The sequence below is a fragment of the Streptomyces sp. SS7 genome, assembly GCF_037993025.1.
In the GTDB taxonomy this organism is placed as follows: domain Bacteria; phylum Actinomycetota; class Actinomycetes; order Streptomycetales; family Streptomycetaceae; genus Streptomyces.
The window spans coordinates 1,384,860-1,407,387 of sequence record NZ_CP141223.1 but is presented as its reverse complement, the minus strand read 5'-3'; the positions used below and the strand labels follow the sequence as shown (position 1 = coordinate 1,407,387).

General features: G+C 73.9%; 21 protein-coding genes. 13 read left to right on the top strand and 8 right to left on the bottom strand.

The genetic code is table 11. From position 1 onward, the window contains the following. Positions 1-81 precede the first annotated feature (81 nt). Complete coding sequence (locus U5640_RS06360) at positions 82-897, bottom strand: TetR family transcriptional regulator (protein WP_340374808.1); 816 nt, start codon at positions 895-897, stop codon at positions 82-84. A gap of 160 nt (positions 898-1,057) precedes the next feature. Continuing rightward, the gene (locus U5640_RS06355) at positions 1,058-2,863 is read right to left on the bottom strand and encodes a 3-hydroxyacyl-CoA dehydrogenase family protein (protein WP_340374807.1); all 1,806 of its coding nucleotides are present in this window, start codon (positions 2,861-2,863) and stop codon (positions 1,058-1,060) included. Between the two features lie 557 nt (positions 2,864-3,420). On the opposite strand from U5640_RS06355, the gene U5640_RS06350 reads away from it, so the two are divergent. Further along, positions 3,421-3,996 (top strand): adenylosuccinate lyase, encoded by a 576-nt coding sequence (locus U5640_RS06350; RefSeq protein WP_340374806.1) that lies wholly within the window; start codon positions 3,421-3,423, stop codon positions 3,994-3,996. 191 nt (positions 3,997-4,187) lie between these two features. Then, positions 4,188-5,336, top strand: coding sequence for a tryptophan dimethylallyltransferase family protein (locus U5640_RS06345; RefSeq protein WP_340374805.1), 1,149 nt, complete (start codon positions 4,188-4,190; stop codon positions 5,334-5,336). A 155-nt stretch (positions 5,337-5,491) separates the two neighbouring features. Here U5640_RS06345 and U5640_RS06340 read toward each other — a convergent pair whose 3' ends face one another. Both U5640_RS06340 and U5640_RS06335 read right to left on the bottom strand, forming a co-directional pair. Continuing rightward, entirely contained in the window at positions 5,492-7,066 is a 1,575-nt protein-coding gene (locus U5640_RS06340) for an alpha/beta hydrolase (protein WP_340374804.1), read from the bottom strand. A gap of 147 nt (positions 7,067-7,213) precedes the next feature. Then, complete coding sequence (locus U5640_RS06335) at positions 7,214-8,266, bottom strand: Rv2578c family radical SAM protein (protein WP_340374803.1); 1,053 nt, start codon at positions 8,264-8,266, stop codon at positions 7,214-7,216. 209 nt (positions 8,267-8,475) lie between these two features. On the opposite strand from U5640_RS06335, the gene U5640_RS06330 reads away from it, so the two are divergent. The 3 genes from U5640_RS06330 (at position 8,476) to U5640_RS06320 (ending at position 12,826) form a co-directional block, all read left to right on the top strand. After that, positions 8,476-8,919 (top strand): SRPBCC family protein, encoded by a 444-nt coding sequence (locus U5640_RS06330; protein ID WP_340374802.1) that lies wholly within the window; start codon positions 8,476-8,478, stop codon positions 8,917-8,919. 530 nt (positions 8,920-9,449) lie between these two features. Next, positions 9,450-11,954, top strand: a complete 2,505-nt coding sequence (locus U5640_RS06325) for a SpoIIE family protein phosphatase (protein ID WP_340374801.1) — start codon at positions 9,450-9,452, stop codon at positions 11,952-11,954. A 146-nt stretch (positions 11,955-12,100) separates the two neighbouring features. Then, positions 12,101-12,826 (top strand): class I SAM-dependent methyltransferase, encoded by a 726-nt coding sequence (locus U5640_RS06320; RefSeq protein WP_340374800.1) that lies wholly within the window; start codon positions 12,101-12,103, stop codon positions 12,824-12,826. A gap of 104 nt (positions 12,827-12,930) precedes the next feature. On the opposite strand, the gene U5640_RS06315 is transcribed toward U5640_RS06320, so the two are convergent. Beyond that, the gene (locus tag U5640_RS06315; protein ID WP_340374799.1) at positions 12,931-13,524 is read right to left on the bottom strand and encodes a rhodanese-like domain-containing protein; all 594 of its coding nucleotides are present in this window, start codon (positions 13,522-13,524) and stop codon (positions 12,931-12,933) included. Positions 13,525-13,597: 73 nt separating this feature from the next. Between U5640_RS06315 and U5640_RS06310 the strand changes: the two genes are divergently transcribed. Continuing rightward, positions 13,598-13,876 carry a metal-sensitive transcriptional regulator gene (locus U5640_RS06310; RefSeq protein WP_067246092.1) on the top strand — a complete coding sequence of 93 codons (279 nt, stop codon included), beginning with the start codon at positions 13,598-13,600 and terminating at the stop codon, positions 13,874-13,876. A 37-nt stretch (positions 13,877-13,913) separates the two neighbouring features. Here the strand turns inward: U5640_RS06310 and U5640_RS06305 are convergent, their stop codons facing one another. Both U5640_RS06305 and U5640_RS06300 read right to left on the bottom strand, forming a co-directional pair. Next, entirely contained in the window at positions 13,914-14,657 is a 744-nt protein-coding gene (locus U5640_RS06305) for a sulfite exporter TauE/SafE family protein (protein ID WP_340374798.1), read from the bottom strand. Then, positions 14,654-14,863, bottom strand: a complete 210-nt coding sequence (locus tag U5640_RS06300; protein WP_340384968.1) for a rhodanese-like domain-containing protein — start codon at positions 14,861-14,863, stop codon at positions 14,654-14,656. The genes U5640_RS06305 and U5640_RS06300 overlap by 4 nt, the downstream gene beginning before the upstream one ends. Positions 14,864-14,981: 118 nt before the next feature. On the opposite strand from U5640_RS06300, the gene U5640_RS06295 reads away from it, so the two are divergent. From U5640_RS06295 to U5640_RS06270, 6 genes are all read left to right on the top strand, one after another. Then, entirely contained in the window at positions 14,982-15,815 is an 834-nt protein-coding gene (locus tag U5640_RS06295) for a M55 family metallopeptidase (RefSeq protein WP_340374797.1), read from the top strand. Positions 15,816-15,918: 103 nt separating this feature from the next. Beyond that, on the top strand, positions 15,919-17,235 hold the full coding sequence (locus U5640_RS06290; RefSeq protein WP_340374796.1) for a M20/M25/M40 family metallo-hydrolase: 1,317 nt from the start codon (positions 15,919-15,921) through the stop codon (positions 17,233-17,235). A gap of 14 nt (positions 17,236-17,249) precedes the next feature. Further along, entirely contained in the window at positions 17,250-19,355 is a 2,106-nt protein-coding gene (locus tag U5640_RS06285) for a prolyl oligopeptidase family serine peptidase (protein WP_340374795.1), read from the top strand. Next, the gene (locus tag U5640_RS06280) at positions 19,352-20,281 is read left to right on the top strand and encodes an LD-carboxypeptidase (RefSeq protein WP_340374794.1); all 930 of its coding nucleotides are present in this window, start codon (positions 19,352-19,354) and stop codon (positions 20,279-20,281) included. The genes U5640_RS06285 and U5640_RS06280 overlap by 4 nt, the downstream gene beginning before the upstream one ends. A gap of 36 nt (positions 20,282-20,317) precedes the next feature. Continuing rightward, positions 20,318-20,602, top strand: a complete 285-nt coding sequence (locus U5640_RS06275) for a LapA family protein (protein WP_340374793.1) — start codon at positions 20,318-20,320, stop codon at positions 20,600-20,602. Between the two features lie 19 nt (positions 20,603-20,621). Further along, positions 20,622-21,176, top strand: a complete 555-nt coding sequence (locus U5640_RS06270) for a GNAT family protein (protein ID WP_340374792.1) — start codon at positions 20,622-20,624, stop codon at positions 21,174-21,176. On the opposite strand, the gene U5640_RS06265 is transcribed toward U5640_RS06270, so the two are convergent. Beyond that, a complete protein-coding gene (locus tag U5640_RS06265) occupies positions 21,148-21,495 on the bottom strand; it encodes a DUF6204 family protein (RefSeq protein WP_340374791.1) in 348 nt (115 codons plus the stop codon). The two genes, U5640_RS06270 and U5640_RS06265, sit on opposite strands and share 29 nt — an antisense overlap. 58 nt (positions 21,496-21,553) lie before the next feature. On the opposite strand from U5640_RS06265, the gene U5640_RS06260 reads away from it, so the two are divergent. Continuing rightward, entirely contained in the window at positions 21,554-22,513 is a 960-nt protein-coding gene (locus tag U5640_RS06260) for an arginase family protein (RefSeq protein ID WP_340374790.1), read from the top strand. The last annotated feature ends 15 nt before the right edge of the window (positions 22,514-22,528 follow it).

Genomic DNA, 22,528 nt, shown 5'->3' with positions numbered 1-22,528 from the left:
TGAAATCCGCCCGAAAAGCTGCCCTGACATGCCAAAACGGCCACCCGGGCGGGTGGCCGTCATCACAGGGCGAACGCGCGGTCAGCGCTCCTTGAGGGCCTGCTCGATGGCGCGCATGACCTCGTCGAGCGGGGCGTCGGTACGGGCGACGGTCACCAGCACCTCGCCCTGCGCGGAGACGGCCGCGGGGGCCGGCCTGGCCGGCGCGCCGCCGCTGCGTCCGGCACCGATGCCGGTGCCGAAGGTCCGGCGGACGATGGCGAAGGCGTGGTCGAGCTGGGTCTCGACGTCGCCCTGGCCGCCCGCCCGCAGCCAGCGCCGCAGGACGTGGTTGTGGGCGGTGACCACGGCGGAGGCGGCGACCTCGGCCAGCAGCGGGTCGTCGTTGGCGTCGTCGTCGTGCGCGTGCTCGTCGAAGTGGCCGAGGAGGTAGCGGGTGAACAGCCGCTCGTAGCGGGCCACCGAGGCGATCTCCGCCTCCCGCAGGGTGGGCACCTCGCGGGTCAGCTTGTAGCGGGCGACCGAGATCTCCGGCCGCGCCGCATACATCTTCATGACCTCCTTGATGCCGCGGCACACGGTGTCGAGGGGGTGCTCGTGGGCCGGGGCCGCGTTGAGGACGGCCTCGGCGCGGATCAGGGTGTCGTCGTGGTCGGGGAAGATCGCCTCTTCCTTGGAGCGGAAGTGGCGGAAGAAGGTGCGGCGGGCGACGCCGGCCGCGGCCGCGATCTCGTCGACGGTGGTCGCCTCGTACCCCTTCGTGGCGAACAGTTCCATGGCCGCGGCCGCCAGTTCGCGGCGCATCCTGAGCCGCTGGGCGGCCGCGCGGCTGCCCGCGGCACTCTCCGAAACGTCGGGCGTGGCTGGTGTACGTGGGGACCTGGCGGGCTGGGACATGCCCCGAACGTACTGCATGCGCGCAGCTCTCCGCGCAGGTCCGGGGTTTCCCCCGCCCGCGGTGAGCGGGGGAGAGCCGGGCCCGGCGGGCACCGGGAGCCCGCCGGGGTCGAGCAGTCCGCCCCAGTCCCGCTCGGCCGCGAGCCGGTCGCCGGCGCCGTCAGCGGCGGGCATATTCGCGGAAACCCCGGCCCGTCTTGCGGCCGAGGCAGCCCGCGGCCACCAGGTGCTCGAGCAGCGGCGCCGGGGCGAGCCCCGGGTCGCGGAACTCCCGGTGCAGGACCTTCTCGATCGCGAGGGAGACGTCCAGCCCGACGACGTCCAGCAGCTCGAAGGGCCCCATCGGGTAACCGCCGCCGAGCTTCATGGCGGCGTCGATGTCGTCCAGGGACGCGTAGTGCTCCTGCACCATCTTGATCGCGTTGTTGAGGTACGGGAACAGCAGGGCGTTCACGATGAACCCGGCGCGGTCCCCGCAGTCGACGGCGTGCTTCCTGATCCGTGCGCACACCTCGTGCACCGTCGCGTGGACGTCCTCGGCCGTCAGCACCGTACGGACGACCTCGACCAGCTTCATGGCCGGCGCCGGGTTGAAGAAGTGCATCCCGATGACGTCCTGCGGGCGCGAGGTGGCGCGGGCGCAGGCGACGACCGGCAGCGAGGAGGTGGTGGTGGCCAGCACGGCACCCGGCTTGCAGACCTTGTCGAAGGCCGCGAACAGCTGCCGCTTGATCTCCAGGTCCTCGGCGACCGCCTCGACGGCCAGGTCGACGTCGGCGAACGCGTCGTAGGAGCCGGCCGGGGTGATCCGCTCCAGGGTCTGCGCGGCGGCCTCGGCGGTCATCCGGCCCTTGTCGACCGAGCGCGCCAGGTTCTTGCCGATCCGGGCCTTCGCCGTCTGCGCCTTCTCCTCGCTGCGGGCGGCCAGGACGACGTCGTAGCCCGCCTTGGCGAACACCTCGGCGATCCCGGAGGCCATCGTCCCGGAGCCGGCGACTCCGACGCTGCGGACCTCGCGGCCGGGGACGCCGAACGCGCCGGCGGCGGGCGTCAGCACGTCCGGGACGACCGTCGCGCTGCCCGGTGCCTCGTAGGTGTAGAAGCCGCGGCCCGCCTTACGGCCCGTCAGACCGGCCTCGCTGAGCTGCTTGAGGATCGGGGCGGGCGCGTGCAGCCGGTCGCGCGACTCGGCGTACATCGCCTCCAGGACCGTACGGGCCGTGTCGACGCCGATCAGGTCCAGCAGCGCCAGCGGGCCCATCGGCAGCCCGCAGCCGAGCCGCATCGCGGCGTCGATGTCCTCGCGGGAGGCGTAGCGCGCCTCGTACATCGCGGCGGCCTGGTTGAGGTAGCCGAACAGCAGCCCGTCCGCGACGAATCCGGGGCGGTCGCCGACCGCGACCGGCTCCTTGCCGAGGTCGAGGGCGAGGTTGGTGACGGCGGAGACGGCCGCCGGCGCGGTCAGCACCGAGGAGACCACCTCGACCAGCTTCATCGCGGGCGCCGGGTTGAAGAAGTGCAGACCGAGCACACGCTCCGGCCGGGCCGACTCGGCGGCGAGCCGGGTCACGGACAGGGCGTTGGTGCCGGTGGCGAGGATCGTCTCCGGCCGGACGATCCCGTCCAGCTCGCGGAAGATCTGCTGCTTGATCTCGTACGACTCCGGAGCCACCTCGATGACCAGATCGGCGTCGGCCGCCGCGCGCAGGTCGGTGGCGGTGCGGATCCGGGCCAGGGCGTCGTCGCGCTCCTGCTCGGTGAGCCGGCCGCGCCCCACGGCGCGGGCGGTGGAGGACTCCAGCACGGAGAGCGAACGGGCCGTGCGCTCCTCGCTGATGTCGATGCCGATCACCTCACGGCCGGCCCGGGCCAGGACCTCGGCGATGCCGGTGCCCATCGTGCCGAGGCCGACGACGGCGATCGTCCGGAGCGGGGACAGAGAGGTGTCGGAGAGGGGAGTGGCCATCGCGGGACTCCAGAAGAAGAGGGTGACGACTGGGAACGCCCCCGGGTGCGCCGGGACGACCTCTGCGAGGTCCGGGCGCACCGGGTGCGGAAAAGGGATGCGGGTGGTGCCGGGCTGCGAGCGCACACGCCCGGTGCCGGTCGCCCAGGGCGCGCACAACGCCCCGCGGACGAACGGGAGATCCGACCGGCCCTGTCCCGTGGCCGGGTCGTACAGCGGTACGTGGTACCGAACCGACGTCCTGCGCGGAGGCTGCGTCACCAGGCCGCCGCGAGGAGAAAGCGAGTGGGTGACTCGCTCCTCTGAGCTTAACCGGCGGGTAACGAGCGCGCCAGCCCCCGACATGTGAGCTGACTCGCTGCGCCGCCCCGCCCACCCCCTAGGGGGTGTTGCGAAAGTCCCGCACAGCACCCACGGCGCCCGGCACGCACTCTCGCCGCACCGGCCGAAACCCCAAGTACGTCCAGTACGAGGGCTTTCGTCCGGCACGCCGAGAGCACGCACCGGGCACCGCGGGCACCGCACAGGAGTTTCGCAACACCCCCTAGGCTCGACGCATGGACGAGGAGTTGCGGGCGCTCACGGAGCGCTTACGGCGGGAGTCGGGCGGCACGGCGGCCTTCGAGCGGCTGGCGGTACGGGCCGGCCCCGACGAACTGGCGTCGGTGCTCAGCGAACCGGGGCGGCCGCTGTGGGCCCGGGAGCTGGCCGCCTTCCGGCTGGGCGTCGCGGGGGACCGGCGCGCCTTCGAGGCGCTCGTCCTGCTGCTCAACCACCGCGATCCGCCGCGCTGTGCCGACGCCGCCCGTGCCCTGGTCCGGCTCGGCGACCCCCGGACCGCCCGTGCGGCGGCGGCCCTCGCCACCAATGAACTGCGGGTCGCCTACGCCCTGCATCCCGTCCGCCTCCTGGTGGAGCTGCGGGCGCCGGAGTCGGTGCCCGCGCTGATCACGACCCTCCGCAGGCGCCTGACACCGCACGACCCCTACCGGCGTGTGGCTCTCGCCTGTGTGGAGGGTCTCGGCGCGCTCGGCGACGCCCGCGCCCGGCCCGTCCTGAGCGACGCCCTCGCCCATCCGGCGCTCGCCGAGGCGGCCGTGCACGCGCTGGCCCGGATTCCCCGGCAGCGCTGACGTGCCGGTGCCGGCCCGTCGGTGCTGACTTACCGTCAACAGCGTTTTATCGCCAATTAGTTCGAGATTTGAATACCCGTTCGAGGGGAAGATCGCCTTCCGCCGAAATCCGGCTCGGTGTGCCCGCAGGGCTGCTGCCGAACTGACCGCGGACAAGGCCGGACCGTTCCGGCTACGGAGGGTGAGAGACAGTGACCAGTGCGCAACTCCCGGACGAGATGGACGAGATATCCGACCTGGCCCTACGTCAAGACCCGGTAAAAACGTTCGGCGGATTCCTGGAGGAGAAGTGGACGGCGGTCTGCCGCGGGCTCGGCATCGACCCGTGGCAGACGGAGACCGTCCTCGGGGACCTGCGCGAGGTCCTCCACCCCTGGGGCGCGCGGCCCGTCGGGACGCGCTGCGAACCGCCCTCGTTCGTCTCGGCCGACGGCTTCCCCGCGGAACTCTCGGTCAGCTGGAAGGCCGGCCGGCCCGAGGTCCGCATCCTCTTCGAGTCGCTCGGCTCCGACGGCACCCCGCTCGGCTGCCAGGAGGCCGGCCGGGCACTGACGCGCCGGCTCGCCGGGAGCCCCGGGACGGACATCGCGCGCTACCTGAGCATCGAGGACCTGTTCCTCACGTCCGACCCCGAACGCTACCGGGCCACCCTCTGGCACTCCCTGGCCTGGAGACCGGGACACCGGCCCCACTACAAGGTCTACCTCAACCCGCAGGTCAACGGCCTGGACCGGGCGTACGAGGTGATGGCCGAGGCCATGCACCGGCTGGGCCTGGCGGACGCCTGGCGGCCGGTGGCCGAACGCGGGCGGGAACTCGCCAAGCAGGGCCACGAACTGGAGCTCATGGCCCTCGACCTGGACGCCGGCAGTACCTCCCGCGTCAAGGTCTACTACCGGCACCTGCCGATGGAGACGGAGGAACTGGACGCGGTGGCGGCCCTGGCCCACCGCCACGAGCCCGAACGGGCGGCCCGCGCGCGGTCCGTCATCTACGGGCGGGACGGCGGCACCGTCAGCAACGAGCCGATGACCTGCCTGGCGTTCCGCGAGGGCACGCCCGGCCCCGAGGAGGCCAACCTCTATCTGCGCCTGCCGGACAACACCCGCGACGACACGGAGGCGGCCGCGCGCGTCGCCCGGCTCATGGACCTGGAGGGGGTCGACCCCCGTCCGCTCGCCGGCGTCCTGCGGGAACTGGGGGCGGGCGGACCGGGGGTCACCGGCATGCTCCAGGAGCTGTGCAGCTACCGGACGATCTCGCCGCGGACGCCCGCGGACATCGGGCTGTACCTGCGGTTCAGCACGTACGCCGGGCGCGAGGCGGGCCTCCCGGCCTGACCCCGGAGCGCCCCGTCCGAGTGAGGTGACGGTCCTTCAGGGCCCCTCCGGACCGGCGCAACGGCTCCGTGCGGTCAACGGCGACCTCGCGGAGCCCTCACGGCGAACTCGCGGAACCGTCGCGGCGACCTCGCGGAACCGTCGCGCAACCCTGCTCAGCCGCGGAAGCCCAGCAGCCCGTGCAGGACCGAGCCGTGGGCCGCTCGTGAGGCGACCTTGCCGGTCAGCGGCTCGGGGTCGGGCTGGGCCCGGCACGTCGCGTCGACCGAGCCGATGCCGCGCGGGACCGTGCCGTCCGTCAGATAGGCCGCCAGGTGCCGGTCGAGGCAGCTGTTCCCGCTCAGCGTGATGCCGTGGTTCCCGCCGCCCTGCTCGACCACGAGGCGGGAACCGCGCAGCAGGGCGTGGACCAGGGCACCGCCCTCGTACGGGGTGGCCGCGTCGTCCGTCGCCTGGAACAGCAGGGCGGGCGGCAGGGCGCCGTTGGCGATGTTCACCGGGCCCCGCGCGCGGGTCGGCCAGAACGCGCACGGCGCGTTGTACCAGGCGTTGTTCCAGGCCATGAACGGCGCCTTGCGGTACGTCGCCCAGTTGTCCGAGCGCCACTGCGACCAGTCGTGCGGCCAGTGGGCGTCCCGGCACTGCACCGCGGCGTAGACGCTGTACCCGTTGTCCCCGGCGGCGTCCACGGCACCGAAGTTCTGGTACGCCCGCACCAGCGGACCGGTGTCCTCGTCGTTGACGTACGCCGCGAACGCCTGGGCCAGGTGCGGCCAGTAGCCGTTGTAGTAGCCGCCCGGCAGGAAGGTGTCCTCCAGCTCCGCGGCGCCCACCGTGCCCCCGGCCGGCCTGCGGGCGAGCGCCGCCCGCATCGCGTACCACTTCGCCTCGACCTCGTCCGGGTCGCTCCCGAGCCGGTAGGTGGCGTCGTACCGGGCGATCCACGCCATCAGCGCGCGGTGCCGGTCGTTGAACGCGAGGTCCTGGGTCAGGTTGTCGTCGTACCAGACACCGGTGGGGTCGACGACGGAGTCGAGGACCAGGCGCCGCACCCGCTGCGGGTACAGCTTGGCGTAGACCGCGCCGAGGTAGGTGCCGTACGAGTAGCCGAAGTAGTTCAGCCGCGGCGCGCCGGTGGCGGCGCGGATCGCGTCCATGTCGCGCACGGTGCTGATCGTGTCGATGTACGGCAGCACGCGCGCGTACTTCCTGCCGCACGCCTCGGCGAAGGACCGCGCCCGCGCCAGGTTCGCCTTCTCGACCGCCTCGGCGGCCGGCACGGAGTCCGGGCGCACGGGGGCGAAGTGGCCGGGGGCGCAGTCCAGCGCGGGCGTGCTCCTGCCCACCCCGCGCGGGTCGAAGCCGATGACGTCGTACTGCGCCGCGACCGCCTTCGGCAGCGCGGAGGCGACGAAACCGGCGAGGGACAGACCGCGGCCACCGGGCCCGCCGGGGTTGACCAGCAGCGGACCCTGGTACGTCGTCGCCGTGTGCGGGACCCGGGAGAGCGCCAGGGTGATCCGCTCCCCGTCCGGGTCGTCGTGGTCGAGCGGCACCTTCAGCGACGCGCACTGCAGCGTCGGCTGGTCGGCGGTGGCGCACTTCTTCCAGGTGAGCTGCGTCGCCCGGGCGGCGGCCGGGGGCGCCGGGGCCGCCCCGGCCGGTACGGCCGTGACGGTCCCGGCCAGGACGACGGCGGTGGCGCACAGCACGGCTGCGCGAGTGTTCAAGAAAGTCCTCCCAGGACGGAGGGGGGCCTCGAAGCGGCCGGGCCGCGTGGCTCACGGCCCTCGCGGCATCGTCCCGGAAAGATCGTCCGGAGATACGTACCGCCGGGCGATTTGACCCGTTCGGGCGCGCGATGCGCCCGGACGCGCTCAGATCAGGGTGAGCTGGGTCGGCCCGGACTCGTCCTCCGCGAGCCCGTGCTCCTCCTGCTCCGGCGGCCGGATGCGGCGCGGCATCCCCGCGGGCGCCGGCCCGATGCCGTACTCCTGGGCCAGTTCGTGCACCTGGCGGGTGATCCGGCGCTGGTACCACGTGGGGGCGTACGCGCCGTCGGCGTACAACCGCTCGTAGCGACGCACCAGGTGCGGGTGGTGCTGGGTGAGCCAGGCCATGAACCACTCGCGCGCCCCGGGCCGCAGATGCAGCACGAGCGGGGTGACGGAGGTCGCCCCCGCCGCCGCGATCGCCCGCACGGTGGCCCGCAGCTGCGCCGGTTCGTCGGACAGGAACGGGATCACCGGCGCCATCAGCACCCCGGTGCCCAGACCGTGCGCGGTGAGGGTCCTGACGACGTCCAGCCGCCGCTCGGGCGCCGGGGTGCCCGGCTCCACGGTCCGCCACAGCTCGGTGTCGGTGAACCCCACCGAGACGGAGAGGCCGACGTCGGTCACCGCGGCGGACTGCTTCAGCAGCTCCAGGTCGCGCAGGATCAGCGTGCCCTTGGTCAGGATCGAGTAGGGGTTCGCCCGGTCGCGCAGGGCGGCCAGGATGCCGGGCATCAGCCGGTAGCGGCCCTCCGCGCGCTGGTAGCAGTCGACGTTGGTGCCCATCGCCACGTGGTCCCCGTGCCAGCGCGGCGAGGCCAGCTGGCGGCGCAGCACCTCGGGCGCGTTCACCTTGACGACTATCTGGGTGTCGAAGCCGATCCCGGTGTCCAGGTCCAGATAGCTGTGCGTCTTGCGCGCGAAGCAGTAGACACATGCGTGCGTGCAGCCGCGGTAGGGGTTCACGGTCCACTCGAACGGCATCCGCGAGGCGCCCGGCACCCGGTTGAGGACCGTGCGGGCCCGGACCTCGTGGAACGTGATGCCGGCGAACTCGGGCGTGTCGAACGTACGGGTCGTGACCGCGTCCGCGCCGAACAGCGCGGCTTCGGCCGGGCGGTCGTGGCGGGACTCCGGGGCGAGATTCTCCCAGCGCATGACGCCTCCTCCGTAGCACTGCCCTGCACCTGCACCCACAATAGAACATCTGTTCCCATGATCGTGCGAACGGGCGTCTGCCTCGGCGTTTCGCGCACCCCGTGATCGTTTCCCCCACCCCGATTTGGGCGGCCGTGGAGCGGGGTGGTTGGCTTGCCCTGCCCGGGAACCCCGAGCAATCCTGAGCAACACGGACCTGGAGGAACTTCATGGCGCAGGTCGAGGCCACCACCGAGCGGGTCGTCGCGGCGGACCCCGACAAGGTGTTCGACACGCTGGCCGACTACACCGGCACGCGCGCGAACCTGCTGCCCGCCCACTTCAGCGAGTACGAGGTGCGCGAGGGCGGCGACGGCGAGGGCACCCTCGTCCACTGGAGGCTCCAGGCCACCAGCAAGCGCGTCCGCGACTGCCTCCTGGAGGTCACCGAGCCCACCGACGGCGAACTGGTGGAGAAGGACCGCAACTCCTCCATGGTCACCGTCTGGCGCGTCACCCCGGCCGGCGAGGGCAAGGCCCGCGTGGTCGTCACCTCCACCTGGAAGGGCGCCGGCGGCATCGGCGGCTTCTTCGAGCGGACCTTCGCGCCCAAGGGCCTCGCCCGGATCTACGACGAGATCCTCGTCAAGCTCGCCGCCGAGGTCGAGAAGTAGCCGCCCCCCGGGCGACGGCCGCCCGTTGACCCCTCACCGGTGCGGGTGCCCCGTGCCCGCGACCGGGACGGCGCCGCCACCCCGCGCACCTGCCCCGAGTTCCCCCTGCATGCCGGAACCGTGCGGCAGGTGCGACGAGGGGGGGCGGCCCCACCACACGGGTGCGGCGCCCCCCGCCGTCCGCCAGAGGCGGCCCTCGGCTGTGAGCCCCCGCCTTCCGGCCGGTGCGCCCTCCCGGTCACCGGCCCCCGCCTTCCGGTCGTCCGCCCTCCCCGTCACCGTCACGGCCTCCCCGGAGACCACCGGCCACCCGCCCGCCGCCACCGTACTGAAGGCCACCGGCGGCGCCCGCGCCGCACCCGGCCCGCGCCTCGGCCACCAGGACCGACCGGACCGCGCGCCCCGCGGCGTACCCCGGCGCGCTCCGGTGAAACCAATTACAGAATTGCCGCACATCCCGACCTGCGCGCGCCGTACGGTTGTTGCTGCGGACAGATCTTGCACAGCTCTGGGGAGAGAGGGCCTGGGCCATGGACCGTGGCACCGAGAGGGACGCACCTCCCAGCCGCGGAGCGCACAGCGCGGCGGCGGACGACACCGCCGATCCCGGACGCGTCCCCCTGGCCGTGGTCGTCGTCGACCGCGACGGCCTCATCTCCCACTGGAGCACCGGCGCACGCCGGCTCTTCGGCGTCGCCAAGGAGGAGGCGATCGGCGCGCCCGCCATCGATCTGCTCCCCGTCTCCGGCGCCCTCCCCGAACCCGAGGACACCTACGGCGAGTACGGCGCCTACGACGGCCTGGGACCGGGCCTGGACTCCTCCCTCGACCAGGGCCTCGGCTACCCCGCCGCCGGACGCGCCCGCCTCACCGTCCCCGGACACGACCGCGAGCGCGCCGACGTCCTGTGGTGGGCCTACCCGCTGGTCGGCCCCGGCCGCGAACGGCTCCTGGTGCTCGCCGCCGACGCCACCGCCGTACTGCGCCCCGAGCCGAGCGCCCCGGAGTCCCCCTCCTCGGCCGCCGCCGTGGCCGTCGAACGCATCGCGCCCGGCTTCGCCCTGCACACCGACTTCCCCGGCGCCGAGGAACTCGCCCGCCGGCTCCCCGACATCCTGCCCAGCATGAGCGTCGGCGAGAGCGCCCGCATCGTCGCCCAGGTCCTCGAACTCGGGTACCCCGTCCTGGAGTTCAGTCAGAACGACCGGGTCCCGGTCACTCCCGACTGGGGCGTCGCCCGCCGCGCCGAACGCAAGGCCCGCCGGGAGCGGGCGGCCCGCGCCGCCGCCGCGGGCCTGCCCCTGCCCGACGACGCCGCCGACGACGGCGAGGACCTCGAACACGCCGCCGTCCGCGAACGCCTGGAGTTCCTCAACGAGGTCAGCGGACGCATCGGAACCTCCCTGGACCTCTCCCGCACCATCATCGAGGTCAGCAAGGCCGTCGTCCCCCGCTTCACCGACGTCGCCGGCACCTACCTGCGCGAACAGGTCGTCGCCGGCGAGGGCTTCCCCGACGGTGTGCCCGACACCCGCACCATGTGGCACCGGGTCGCCGTCGAACACACCGACGAACCCGGCCGCTGGGACGACGTCGTCCCCGTCGGCGAGGCGATGCCCTTCCCCGCCCACACCCCGTTCTTCCAGTGCATGACCACCGGGCAGCCCGTCCTCGTGCCGCGCATCAGCGAGCAGATGGGCCACGCCATCGCCGCACAGTTCGAGAAACGCGACATCCGGCCCCTCATCACCGGCCGCTCCATGCTCGTCGTCCCGCTCAAGGCCCGCAACGTCGTCCTCGGCTTCATGGTCCTGCTGCGCCACCCCGAGCGCGTCGAGTTCAACGACATGGACCGGGTCACCGGCGCCGAACTCGCCGCCCGAGCGGGCCTCGTCCTAGACAACGCCCGGATGTACACCTACCAGGAGTCCGTCGCCGAGACCCTCCAGGACAGCATGCTGCCGCACATCCCGCCGCGCATGGCGGGCTGCGACATCGCCACCCGCTATCTGCCCGGCACCCTCCTCGGCCGGGTCGGCGGCGACTGGTTCGACTCCGTGAAACTCCCCGGCGCCCGCACCGCGCTGGTCGTCGGCGACGTCATGGGCCACGGCCTCAACTCGGCCGCCATGATGGGCCAGTTGCGCACCGCCGTACAGACCATGGCGGCCCTCGACCTGCCGCCCGCCCGGCTCCTGCGCAACCTCGACGACCTCGCCCAGCGCCTCGGCGACAGCTACCTCGCGACCTGTCTGTACGCGGTCTACGACCCGATCGCGGGCGAACTCCACCTCGCCAACGCCGGCCACATCCCGCCGGTGCTGGTCCGCGCGGAGGACGGCCGCACCGAACTCCTCGACCTGCCCACCGGTGCCCCCATCGGCGTCGGCGGCGTGCCCTTCGAGACGGTCACCGTGCGGGTGGAGCCCGGCGACCGGCTCGTGATGTGCACCGACGGCCTGGTGGAGGTGCGCGGCGAGGACATCGGCGTGGGCCTGGCGACCCTGTGCGAGTCCGCCGCCCACCCCGCCGCCTCCATGGACGACGCCTGCGACACCATCATCCGCGCCCTCGCCGCGACCTTCACCGAAGCGGGCCACGGCGACCGCAAGGACGACGTCGCCCTGCTGATGGCCCGCCTCAACGGCATCGAACCCGACGACGTCGCCGAATGGCGCTTCGCCCTCGACCCGGCGGAGGTCCCGCGGGCCCGCGCGGCCGTCCGCGAACAACTCCACGACTGGGGGCTCGCGAAACTGGCGTACGTCGCGGAGCTGATGGTCGGCGAACTGGTCACCAATGCCGTACGGCACTCCCATCGGCTGCCCGTCGCCCTGCGGCTGGTGCGCGGCGAGACGCTGCTGTGCGAGGTGGACGACGACGACCACGACCTGCCGACCCTGCTGAGCGCCGGGCCCGAGGACGAAGCCGGACGCGGACTGCGCGTGGTGAGCACCCTGGCCCGTGAGTGGGGGACCAGCCGCACCGGCGCCGGCAAGTCGGTGTGGTTCGAACTCACCCTGCCGCGGCGCTGAACAACTCCCCCTCCGCAGAGGCGCGTTGCGGGTGTGCACCGGGCGTGCCGGAACCGCGCGTCCTGCTTGTGACGACAACCCGGGCGCGGTAGACCGTACTCGCCCGTCACTCATGACGGATCGGCGCCGCACCCTGGGGAGTTGGGATGAGCGTGACGACGCGATACCGGGAGGCCTGGGAGGGCTTCTGGCACGAGGCCCCCGATGACACCGGCGCGGTGTTCTGGGACGCGGACCCGAAGGTGACCGCGGCCCCTCACCTCGCCCTGTTCGAGCCGTACGTCACCGACACCGCCCTGCCGTTGATCGACCTCGGCTGCGGCAACGGCACCCAGACCCGCTTCCTCGCCGACCGCTTCCCGCAGGTCCTCGGCGTCGACCTGGCCGCCGCCGCCCTCGACCACGCCCGCCAGGCCGACCCCGAGGGCCGTGCCCGGTACCGGCTGCTGGACGCCGCCGAACGGGGCGCCGCCGAGGCCCTGCACACCGAACTCGGCGACGCCCACGTCTATATGCGGGGCGTCCTGCACCAGTGCGAGCCGGCCGACCGGCAGCCCCTCGCCGACGGGATCGCCGTGCTGCTCGGCGAGCGGGGCCGGGTCTTCCTCGTCGAACCGTCCGAGGCGGCCGGCGCGGTCCTCGGCGGCCTCGCCCACGGCCCGGCGGGCCCGCCCCCGAAGCTCGCCCCGATCTTCCGCCACGGCATAGCGCCCGGCGAGGTCGCCGACGCCGCCGTGCCGGCCCACCTGGAGGCGGCCGGCCTCACCGTTCTCGCGAGCGGCCGCCTCCCGCTGATCACCACCGAGTACAGCGCGGACGGCACGCTGATAGAACTGCCGTCGAACTGGCTGGTGGCCGGCCGGGCGACCTGACCCCCGGGCCGCGCCGGGCGGGCCCGCCAGTGCGGGTTCCGGTCGGGTGGTGGAACCGGTCAGGGCGGTGTCCCGCCAGGGGGCCGTCCGGCCGTCGGGCCGGGTCAGGTCGTGAGCCGGGCCAGTGTCTCCTCGAAGGGCAGCGCGTCCCGGCCCGGCCGGTTGTGGGGCAGCCGGGCGAGGAGCGCGGCCATGCCGCAGGTGCCGGTCGCGCCGGAGAACACCAGTCCCGCGCCGATCAGCCCCGACAGCCAGTGGGCCGCCGGCAGGGCCAGGCCCGCCAGGAACCCGGCGACGACCAGGGAGCCCGCGGCCAGCCGCACCTGGCGGTCCATCGGCCACGGGGTACGGGCGCCCGCCCGCCGCTCCAGCGGATGCCCCGCCGCGGCCCACGCCCCGGTGCCGCCCTCCAGCGTGGCCGCCGGGGCCCCGAGGTCGGCGAGCCGGGCACAGCCCTGCGCGGATCGGGCCCCGGAGGCGCACACGAGCAGCAGGGGGCGTCGGCCGGCCGCCGCCCTCAGCGCGGCCGAGGCCTCGTCGAGCCGGTCCAGCGGCACGTTGTGCGCGCCGGGCAGATGACCCGAGGCGTACTCGCCGGGTGTGCGTACGTCCACCACGGTGAACGCGTCGAGCCGGGCGGCCGCCTCTGCGATGGTCAGCGCGGCCGGGACGGCCGGGGTGGTGTGCGAGAAGTGCACGGAACAGAACCTTTCTCAGGGGTGTTGTCCCGCACGGGTAGGATACCCGCGGGGGTATGAAGGAGGAGAAAACGTGCAACTCGACATGTCGGCCGAGGAGCTGAAGTCCGCGCTCAACCGGCTGCGCCGCGCCCAGGGGCAGCTCGCCGGCGTGATCCGGATGATCGAGGAGGGCCGGGACTGCGAGGACGTCATCACCCAGCTCGCCGCGGTCTCCCGGGCCCTGGACCGGGCCGGCTTCGCGATCATCGCCACGGGCCTGGAGCAGTGCATGACCAGCGAGGACCCGGAGGTACGGGACTCCGTCCAGATGCGCGCCCGCCTGGAGAAACTGTTCCTGTCGCTGGCCTGAGCGGCCGTGACCCCGGGAGGAGCGGTGGCTCCAGGGGTCACCACACGGCCGTCAGGCCCATCCCCGCCGCGACGGTGAGCAGCACCGCCCCGAAGACCCGCTGGAGGGCGGCGGGGGAGACCCGCGCGGCGAGCCGCCGCCCGTCCCACGCCCCCAGCACCGCCGTGGCGAGGAACGGCGTGATCAGGGCCCAGTCCAGCCCGCTCGCGGTGTGGGCGCGCGCCGCGAGGGCCACCACCGCGTTGGCGACGATCACCAGCAGACTCGTCCCCACGGCGGCACCCATGGGCACGGCCAGCACACCCACCAGCGCCGGCACGGCGAGGAACCCGCCGCCGACCCCGAGAAACCCGGTCACCGCGCCGAGACCCGCCCCCGCCCCGGCCGCCCGGGCCGCCGAGACCGACGTACGCGCCCGGGGCGCGCCGCGCCGCAGCATCCGTACCGCCGCCACGGCGGCCAGCACCGCGAACATCGCGGTGAGCACCGCCTGCGGTATCCGCGCGGAGAGGGCGCCGGCCGCCGCGGCGGGCAGCACACCCGCCGCCGAGAACAGCAGCCCCGCCCGCCAGCGCACCGCCCCCGCACGCGCGTGGGCCACCAGCGCGGTGACCGAGGTGACGATCACGATGACCAGGCTCGCGGTGGTCGCCGAAGCCGGGTCGAAACCCAGCAGGTAGATCAGCGCCGGTACGGTCAGGATGCTGCCGCCCGCCCCCAGCGCGCCCAGGGCCGCACCGACCAGGGCCCCGGCGAGCAGCGCCGCCGCGAACGCGCTCACCGCACGGTCCCGGCGGCCCCGCGCGCGCTCTCGACGGGCAGCCCCAGGGCGGCCCACTCCCGCATCCCGCCGACCATGTCCGGCACGGACACACCGCGCGCGGCCAGCAGCTCGGCCGCCTGCCGCGAGCGGTTGCCGGACCGGCAGACCAGCACCGGGTCCCGGCCGTCCGGCAGCCCCGCCGCTCCGTCCGCCAGAACGGACAGCGGCAGGTGGACGGCGCCGGGCGCGTGACCGGCGGCGAACTGTCGCGGGAGTCGCTGCCGGGGCGAGAGGGGGGCCGCCCACTAGGCTCGGCAGCCCGCAGCGCGAAAGGAACCGGACGTGAAGATCCTGATCAGCGCCGACATGGAGGGCGCCACCGGCGTCACCTGGCCGGCCGACGTGCTGCCGGGGACCCCGCAGTGGGAACGGTGCCGGCCGATGTTCACCTCCGACGTCAACGCGGCCGCCCTCGGCTTCTTCGACGGCGGCGCCGACGAGGTCGTCGTCAACGAGGCCCACTGGACCATGCGCAACCTCCTCCTCGAACGCCTCGACGACCGCGTCGAGATGCTCACCGGCCGGCACAAGTCCCTCTCCATGGTGGAAGGCGTCCAGCACGGCGACATCGACGGCATCGCCTTCGTCGGCTACCACGCCGGCGCCGGCACGGAGGGCGTCCTCGCCCACACCTACCTCGCCAACTCCCTCACCGGCGTCTGGCTGAACGACGTACGCGCCAGCGAGGGCCTCCTCAACGCCCGCGTCGCCGCCGAGTACGGCGTCCCCGTCGTCCTGGTCACCGGCGACGACGTCGCCTGCGAGGACGCCCTCGGCTACGCCCCCGAGGCACTGAAGGTGGCCGTCAAGGACCACGTCTCCCGCTACGCCGCCGTGTGCCGGACGCCGGCCCGCACCGCCGCCGACATCCGCGCCGCGGCCAAGGAGGCGGCGGCCCTCGCCGTACGGCGGGATCCGGTCGACGGCGGACTGTACACGGTCGCCGTCGAGGTCGACGCCGAACACCTCGCCCTCGCCGCCACCGTCGTACCGGGCGTACGGCGCACCGGCGAACGTAGGATCGCGTACACCAGCGGCACGATGTACGAGTGCATCCGCACCTTCAAGGCGGTCACCACCGTCGTCTCGGCCGCGATCGAGGAGCAGTACGGCTGAGCGGCTCTACGGCAGACCGCAGACCGGCACACCGGCAGAACGGCAGTTCGGCAGAACGGCAGGGCGGCACGGCGGCAGGCCGTACAGCGGGAACAGGAGCGGGATGACAGACGCGCAGGCCGGGGACGAGGTCGTCCGGTTCACCTCCGACCTCATCCGCATCGACACCACCAACCGGGGCGGCGGCGACTGCCGCGAACGGCCCGCCGCCGAGTACACGGCCGCACAGCTGGCCGACGCCGGCCTCGAACCCGTCCTCCTCGAACGCACCCCCGGCCGCACCAACGTCGTCGCGCGCGTCGAGGGCACCGACCCCTCGGCCGACGCCCTGCTCCTGCACGGCCACCTCGACGTCGTCCCCGCCGAGGCCGCCGACTGGAGCGTTCACCCCTTCTCCGGCGAGGTCCGCGACGGGGTGGTGTGGGGCCGCGGCGCCGTCGACATGAAGAACATGGACGCGATGATCCTCGCCGTGGTGCGCGCCTGGGCCCGGCAGGGCGTACGCCCCCGCCGCGACATCGTCCTCGCCTTCACCGCCGACGAGGAGGCCGACGCCGAGGACGGCGCCGGATTCCTCGCCGAGCGGCACGCCGCCCTCTTCGAGGGCTGCACCGAGGCCGTCGGCGAGTCCGGCGCCTTCACCTTCCACGACGGCGCCGGCCGCGAGATCTACCCCATCGCGGCGGGCGAGCGCGGCACCGGCTGGCTCCGCCTCACCGCGCGCGGCCGCGCCGGACACGGCTCCAAGGTCAACCGGGAGAACGCCGTCACCCGCCTCGCCGCCGCCGTCACCCGCATCGGCGAGCACGCGTGGCCGCTGCGCCTCACCCCCACCGTCCGCGCCGCCCTCACCGAACTCGCCGCCGTCTACGGCCTGGAGAGCGCCCTCGACGACCCCGACGCCGTGGACATCCTGCTGGCCAAGCTCGGCCCGGCCGCCTCCCTCGTCGAGGCGACGGTCCGCAACAGCGCCAACCCCACCATGCTGGAAGCCGGTTACAAGCTCAACGTCATCCCCGGCGAGGCCGTCGCCCATGTCGACGGACGCTATCTCCCGGGCACCGAGGACGAGTTCGCCGCCACCCTCGACGAACTCACCGGCCCCGACGTCGACTGGGAGTTCCGCCACCGCTCGGTCGCCCTCCAGGCGCCCGTCGACGCCCCCCTCTTCGCCAAGATGCGGGCCGCCGTACGGGAGTTCGCGCCCGAAGGGCACGTCGTGCCGTACTGCATGTCCGGCGGAACCGACGCCAAGCAGTTCTCCCGCCTCGGCATCGACGCCGCCTACGGTTTCGCCCCGCTGAGGCTGCCCGAGGGCTTCGACTACCAGGCCCTCTTCCACGGCGTCGACGAACGCGTCCCCGTCGACGCCCTGCACTTCGGCGTCCGCGTCCTCGACCGGTTCCTGCGCACGGCCTAGACGAGCGGGGAGACGTGCAGATCCTGCCCTACGGTTCCTGGCCCTCGCCCATCGACGCCCGGCTCGCCGCCGCCCACGACGGGCGGCCCGAGTACGTCGGCTTCGTCGGCGACGAGGTGTGGTGGACCGCGCCCCGCCCCACCGAGGACGGCCGCCGCACCCTCGTCCGCCGCCACCCCGACGGCACCGAGGAGTCGCTGCTGCCCGCGCCGTGGAACGTCCGCAGCCGCGTCCACGAGTACGGCGGCCACCCCTGGGCGGCCGTCCCCCTCCCCGACGGCCCGCTGCTGGTCTTCGTCCACCACACCGACCAACGTCTGTACGTCCGCCGCCCCGGCGACGAGCCGCGCCCGTTGACGCCCCGTTCGGTCCTCGGCGGCGGACTGCGCTGGGCGGAACCCCTGTTGCTCCTGGACCGGGGCGAAGTCTGGTGCGTGCTGGAGGAGTTCACCGGCCCCGCCCCCACCGACGTCCGTCGTCTCCTGGCCGCCGTCCCCCTCGACGGCTCGGCCGCCGACGACCGCGGCGCCGTCCGCGAGCTCACCGACGACCGCCACCGCTTCCTCACCGGCCCCCGACTCTCGCCCGACGGCCGGCACGCCGCCTGGCTGGTCTGGGACCACCCCCGGATGCCCTGGGACGGCACCGAGGTGATCGTCGCCGAGGTCACCCCGGACGGAACCCTGGCCGGGGCACGGGTGGTGGCGGGCGGCCCGGAGGAGTCGATCGCCCAGGTGGACTGGCAGCGGCCGACGGGCGACGGAATGGGGTCCACGGTCGACGGTGTCCGGTCCGCACGCGGCGGGATGCAATCCGCGGTCGACGATGTCCCGTCCATGGCCGACGGTATGCAGTCCACCGCCGACCGCACACGGCATCCCGGCGACCCCGACCAGTCTCCCGGCGACCGCCTCCTGTACGTGAGCGACCGCACCGGCTGGTGGAACCTCTACCGCGACCACGCACCCCTCTGCCCCCGCGAGGAGGAGTTCGGCGGCGCCCTGTGGAAGCTCGGCCTGCGCTGGTTCGCCCCGCTGGACAACGGGCTCGTCGCCGTCGTGCACGGCCGGGGCACCACCGCGCTCGGCGTTCTCGACCCGGAGACCGGGGAGCTGGTCGACGCGGCGGGGCCGTGGACGGAGTTCGCCTCCACCCTGGCCGTGCGCGGGGACCGGGTGGTCGCGGTGGCGGCCAGCCCGAGGACCGGCTACGAGGTGGTGGAACTGGACGCCCGCACCGGGCGGGCCCGGGTGATCGGGGGCGCGCACGCGGACGCGGTGGATCCGGTGTACTACCCCGAGCCCCAGATCCGCACCTTCGCCGGCCCCGACGGGCGGGAGGTCCACGCCCACGTCTACCCCCCGCACCACCCTGCCTGCGCGGCCCCGGGGCACGAGCTGCCGCCCTACGTGGTGTGGGCGCACGGCGGCCCCACCGACCGGACCCCGCTGGTGCTGGATCTGGAGATCGCCTACTTCACCTCCCGGGGCATCGGGGTCGCCGAGGTCGACTACGGCGGGTCGACCGGATACGGGCGGGAGTACCGGGAGCGGCTGCGCGAGCAGTGGGGAGTGGTCGACGTCGAGGACTGTGCGGCCGTGGCCCGGGCGCTCGCCGACGAGGGCACCGCCGACCGGGCCCGGCTGGCGGTCCGCGGCGGCAGCGCCGGCGGCTGGACCGCCGCCGCCTCGCTGACCGGCACCGGGGTGTATGCGTGCGCCACCATCCGGTATCCCGTGCTGGACCTGGTGGGCTGGGCGGCCGGTGGCACCCACGACCTGGAGTCCCGTTACCCGGATTCCCTGGTCGGGCCGCTCGCCGAGGTGCCCGCCCGCTACACCGAGCGCTCGCCCGTCGAGCACGCCGAGCGGATCACCGTACCGTTTCTGCTGTTGCAGGGCCTGGACGACGTGATCTGCCCGCCGGAGCAGTGCGAACGGTTCCTGGCCCGGCTGGCGGGGCGGCGGGTGCCGTACGCCTATCTCGCGTTCGAGGGCGAGGGGCACGGTTTCCGGCGGGCGGAGACCACCGTGCGGGCGCTGGAGGCCGAGCTGTCCCTGTACGCTCAGGTGTTCGGGCTGCGCCCGCCCGGCATCCCCACCCTGGAGTTCACGCAGTGAAGGACCTCGTACGGCCGTCCCGGCTGGCCCCCGGCGCCCGGGTGGCCGTCGTCGCCCCCAGCGGACCGGTGGCGGAGGAGCGGCTCCAGGCCGGGCTCGACCTGCTGCGCGGCTGGGACCTCGACCCCGTGGCCGCACCCCACGTCCTGGACCGTCACCCGGACCTCGGCCACCTCGCGGGCACCGACGCCGACCGGGCCGCCGATCTGCAGCGGGCCTGGTGCGACCCGTCCGTGGACGCCGTGCTGTGCGCCCGCGGCGGCTACGGCGCCCAGCGTGTCGTCGACCTGCTGGACTGGGACGCGATGCGGGCGGCCGGGCCGAAGGCGTTCGTCGGGTTCAGCGACAGCACCACGCTCCACGAGGCGTTCGCGGTCCGCCTCGGCCTGGTCACGCTCTACGGCCCGGTCGCCGCCGGCATCGACTTCGTCAAGAACGCCCGCGCCCAGGACCACCTCAGGGCCACCCTCCTCGCCCCCGAGACCGTCCGCACCCTCACCTCCGCCACCCCCGGCGGAGCCCTCGCCCCCGGCCGGGCCCGGGGCGTCACCCTCGGCGGCTGTCTCACCCTCCTCGCCACCGGACTCGGCACCCCGCACACCAGGACCGGCGCGCGCGGCGGACTGCTGCTCGTCGAGGACGTCGCCGAGCCGCCGTACGCGGTGGACCGCGCGCTCACCCAGCTGCTGCGCACCGGATGGCTGGACGGTGTCGCCGGGATCGCGCTCGGCTCCTGGGACCGCTGCGGGCCGTACGAGGAGCTGCGGCCGGTGTTCGCCGACCGGCTCGGCGGGCTCGGTGTGCCCGTCGTCGAGGAACTCGGCTTCGGGCACTGCGAGGGCGCGCTGACCGTGCCCTTCGGGGTGGGCGCCGAGCTCGACGCGGACGCCGGCACCCTCACCCTGGACGCGCCGGCCCTGCGCTGACGTGCGGGGCGGCCGTTCCCGGCCCACCCTGGACGTATGACCGCGAAGACCACGAAGACCGCGAAGACGGGGAAGTCCGGGAAGGCCTCGGGGACCCACCGCGGTTCCGGTGGCTGGCGCGCGTCGCTGACGGCCGGCCGGGTCACCGTGCTCGTGCTCGCCGCGCTCACTCTGGTCTTCATCTTCGAGAACACGCAGGAGACGAAGATCAGACTGCTGATCCCCGAGGTGACCATGCCGCTGTGGGCGGCGCTGCTCGCCACCGGGCTGATCGGCGCGCTGTGCGGGGCGTACTTCTGTCTGGGCCGCCGTCGTCGCTGACCGGCCGTAGGCTGACGGGATGCCGCACACCGCCTCCCGTCACCTCGCCGAGGGCCCCCGCGTGGGGATACGCCACTTCACCTACGCCGACGGCGCCGAGTTCACCGCGCGGGTCCGGGAGAGCGAGGACCTGCACCGGCCGTGGCTGTTCCCGCCGGCCACCCGCGAGGCGTACGACGCCTACGCGGGACGTCTCATCGAGGACCCCACGAAGGCGGGCTTCCTCGTGTGCGAGAAGGCGCAGGCCGGGGCCGTCGCCGGGTTCGTCAACATCAACAACATCGTGCACGGCGGCTTCCAGTGCGGTGCGCTCGGATACGGCGCCTTCGCGCACGCGGCCGGCCGGGGGCTGATGCGCGAGGGGCTCGACCTGGTGATCGGGTACGCGTTCGGGCCGATGCGCCTGCACCGGCTGGAGATCAACGTGCAGCCGGGGAACGCCGCCTCGATCGCCCTCGCCCGGGCGTGCGGGTTCCGGCTGGAGGGGTTCTCCCCGAAGATGATCCACGTCGACGGGGAGTGGCGCGACCACGAACGGTGGGCGCTCACCGCCGAGATGCGGACTTCCGGTTGATCTTCATGGTGTCGAGGTCCGTCACCGTCGACCTCAGCCCGGCGAACCCGTAGCCGAGCTCCCGCAGGGCCGTCTCCGCCCGGTCCTCGGCGAGCGCGCCCGCCATCTCCGCGCTGTCCGCCGGGTCGGACACCACCACGAACCGCATCGAGAAGTGCTTCAGCGGCCGAGGCTCGTACGACAGCGTGCCCTCCTCGGTGAAGCGCATGCTGTCCAGGCCGTGGTCGGCTGCCTCGGCGACCAGCCGGGCACCGGCCTCCTCGGTCAGACCGTCCCACGTACCCCGGACGATCACCCGGTAGGTGTGCCGCTCGCTCATGTTCGCTCCTCGCTCAACTCCTTGGTCGGCCGAGGGTACGCCGGGGAGGATGCGGCGCATGCGGAATTTCGTCGTGGTGGACGCCCCCTCGAACCTCGGTCTGCGGCCGCCCGCGCCCGGCACCGTCCCCGGCTGCCACAAGCTCGCCGGCGCCCTGCGCGAGCAGGGCATCCTGCGACGGCTCGGCGCGGCCGAGGGCGGCGTGGTCGTCCCGCCGCGGTACGACCGGGGCGACTGGCGGGAGGGCGACGGCGTCTTCAACGCGGCCGCGCTCGCCGCGTACACCCGCCGGCTCGCCGACCGGATCGAGCGGCTTGTGCGGACCGGCGGCTTTCCCGTCGTCCTCGGCGGGGACTGCTCGATCCAGCTCGGCGCGTCGCTCGCGCTGCGCCGTCTCGGCCGCTACGGGCTCGCGGTGCTGGACGCCTCGCCCGACTTCCGGCACCCCGGCAACTCCGACCGCGTCGGCGCGGCGGGCGGCGAGGAGGCGGCCCTCTCCACCGGCCGGGGCCAGCGCGACCTCACCGACCTGGAGGGGCTCGGTCCCTACCTCCGCGACGAGGACATCCGCTTCTTCGGCGTCCGCGACGCCTACGCCGAGGACCCCGAGGTCGTCGAACTCCGCGCCCTGAAGGTGCCCGTCGTCACCGTCGGCGAACTGCGCACCTGGGAGCCCGGGGCACTCGGCGACGCCACCGCCCAGGGCTTCGAGATCCCCCAACTGGACGGCTTCTGGGTGCACTTGGACGCCGATGTGCTCGACCCGTCGGTCATGCCGGCGGTGGACAGCCCCGACCCCGACGGCTTGCTGCCCGACGAACTCCTCTCCCTGCTGCGGCCGTTGGTCGACTCCCCGCGCTGTGTCGGCCTCAACGTCACCATCTACGACCCCGACCTGGACCCCGAGGGCACCGCGGGCGCCCTCCTCGCCGACCTGGTGGTCTCGGCGCTCGCCCCGGCCGGGGACGAGGGCCGACCGGCCCGCCGGCATCGGCACCGGGGCGTTACGCCGCCGTGACGGCGGGTACCCGGC

Bases quoted from the DNA above. Each gene is read 5' to 3' on its own strand.
- U5640_RS06360 (WP_340374808.1), bottom strand. From the start codon at position 897: ATGTCCCAGCCCGCCAGGTCCCCACGTACACCAGCCACGCCCGACGTT.
- U5640_RS06260 (WP_340374790.1), top strand. From the start codon at position 21,554: ATGCGGAATTTCGTCGTGGTGGACGCCCCCTCGAACCTCGGTCTGCGG.
- U5640_RS06350 (WP_340374806.1), top strand. From the start codon at position 3,421: ATGGACGAGGAGTTGCGGGCGCTCACGGAGCGCTTACGGCGGGAGTCG.
- U5640_RS06355 (WP_340374807.1), bottom strand. From the start codon at position 2,863: ATGGCCACTCCCCTCTCCGACACCTCTCTGTCCCCGCTCCGGACGATC.
- U5640_RS06325 (WP_340374801.1), top strand. From the start codon at position 9,450: ATGGACCGTGGCACCGAGAGGGACGCACCTCCCAGCCGCGGAGCGCAC.
- U5640_RS06320 (WP_340374800.1), top strand. From the start codon at position 12,101: ATGAGCGTGACGACGCGATACCGGGAGGCCTGGGAGGGCTTCTGGCAC.
- U5640_RS06330 (WP_340374802.1), top strand. From the start codon at position 8,476: ATGGCGCAGGTCGAGGCCACCACCGAGCGGGTCGTCGCGGCGGACCCC.
- U5640_RS06335 (WP_340374803.1), bottom strand. From the start codon at position 8,266: ATGCGCTGGGAGAATCTCGCCCCGGAGTCCCGCCACGACCGCCCGGCC.
- U5640_RS06270 (WP_340374792.1), top strand. From the start codon at position 20,622: ATGCCGCACACCGCCTCCCGTCACCTCGCCGAGGGCCCCCGCGTGGGG.
- U5640_RS06275 (WP_340374793.1), top strand. From the start codon at position 20,318: ATGACCGCGAAGACCACGAAGACCGCGAAGACGGGGAAGTCCGGGAAG.
- U5640_RS06290 (WP_340374796.1), top strand. From the start codon at position 15,919: ATGACAGACGCGCAGGCCGGGGACGAGGTCGTCCGGTTCACCTCCGAC.
- U5640_RS06265 (WP_340374791.1), bottom strand. From the start codon at position 21,495: ATGAGCGAGCGGCACACCTACCGGGTGATCGTCCGGGGTACGTGGGAC.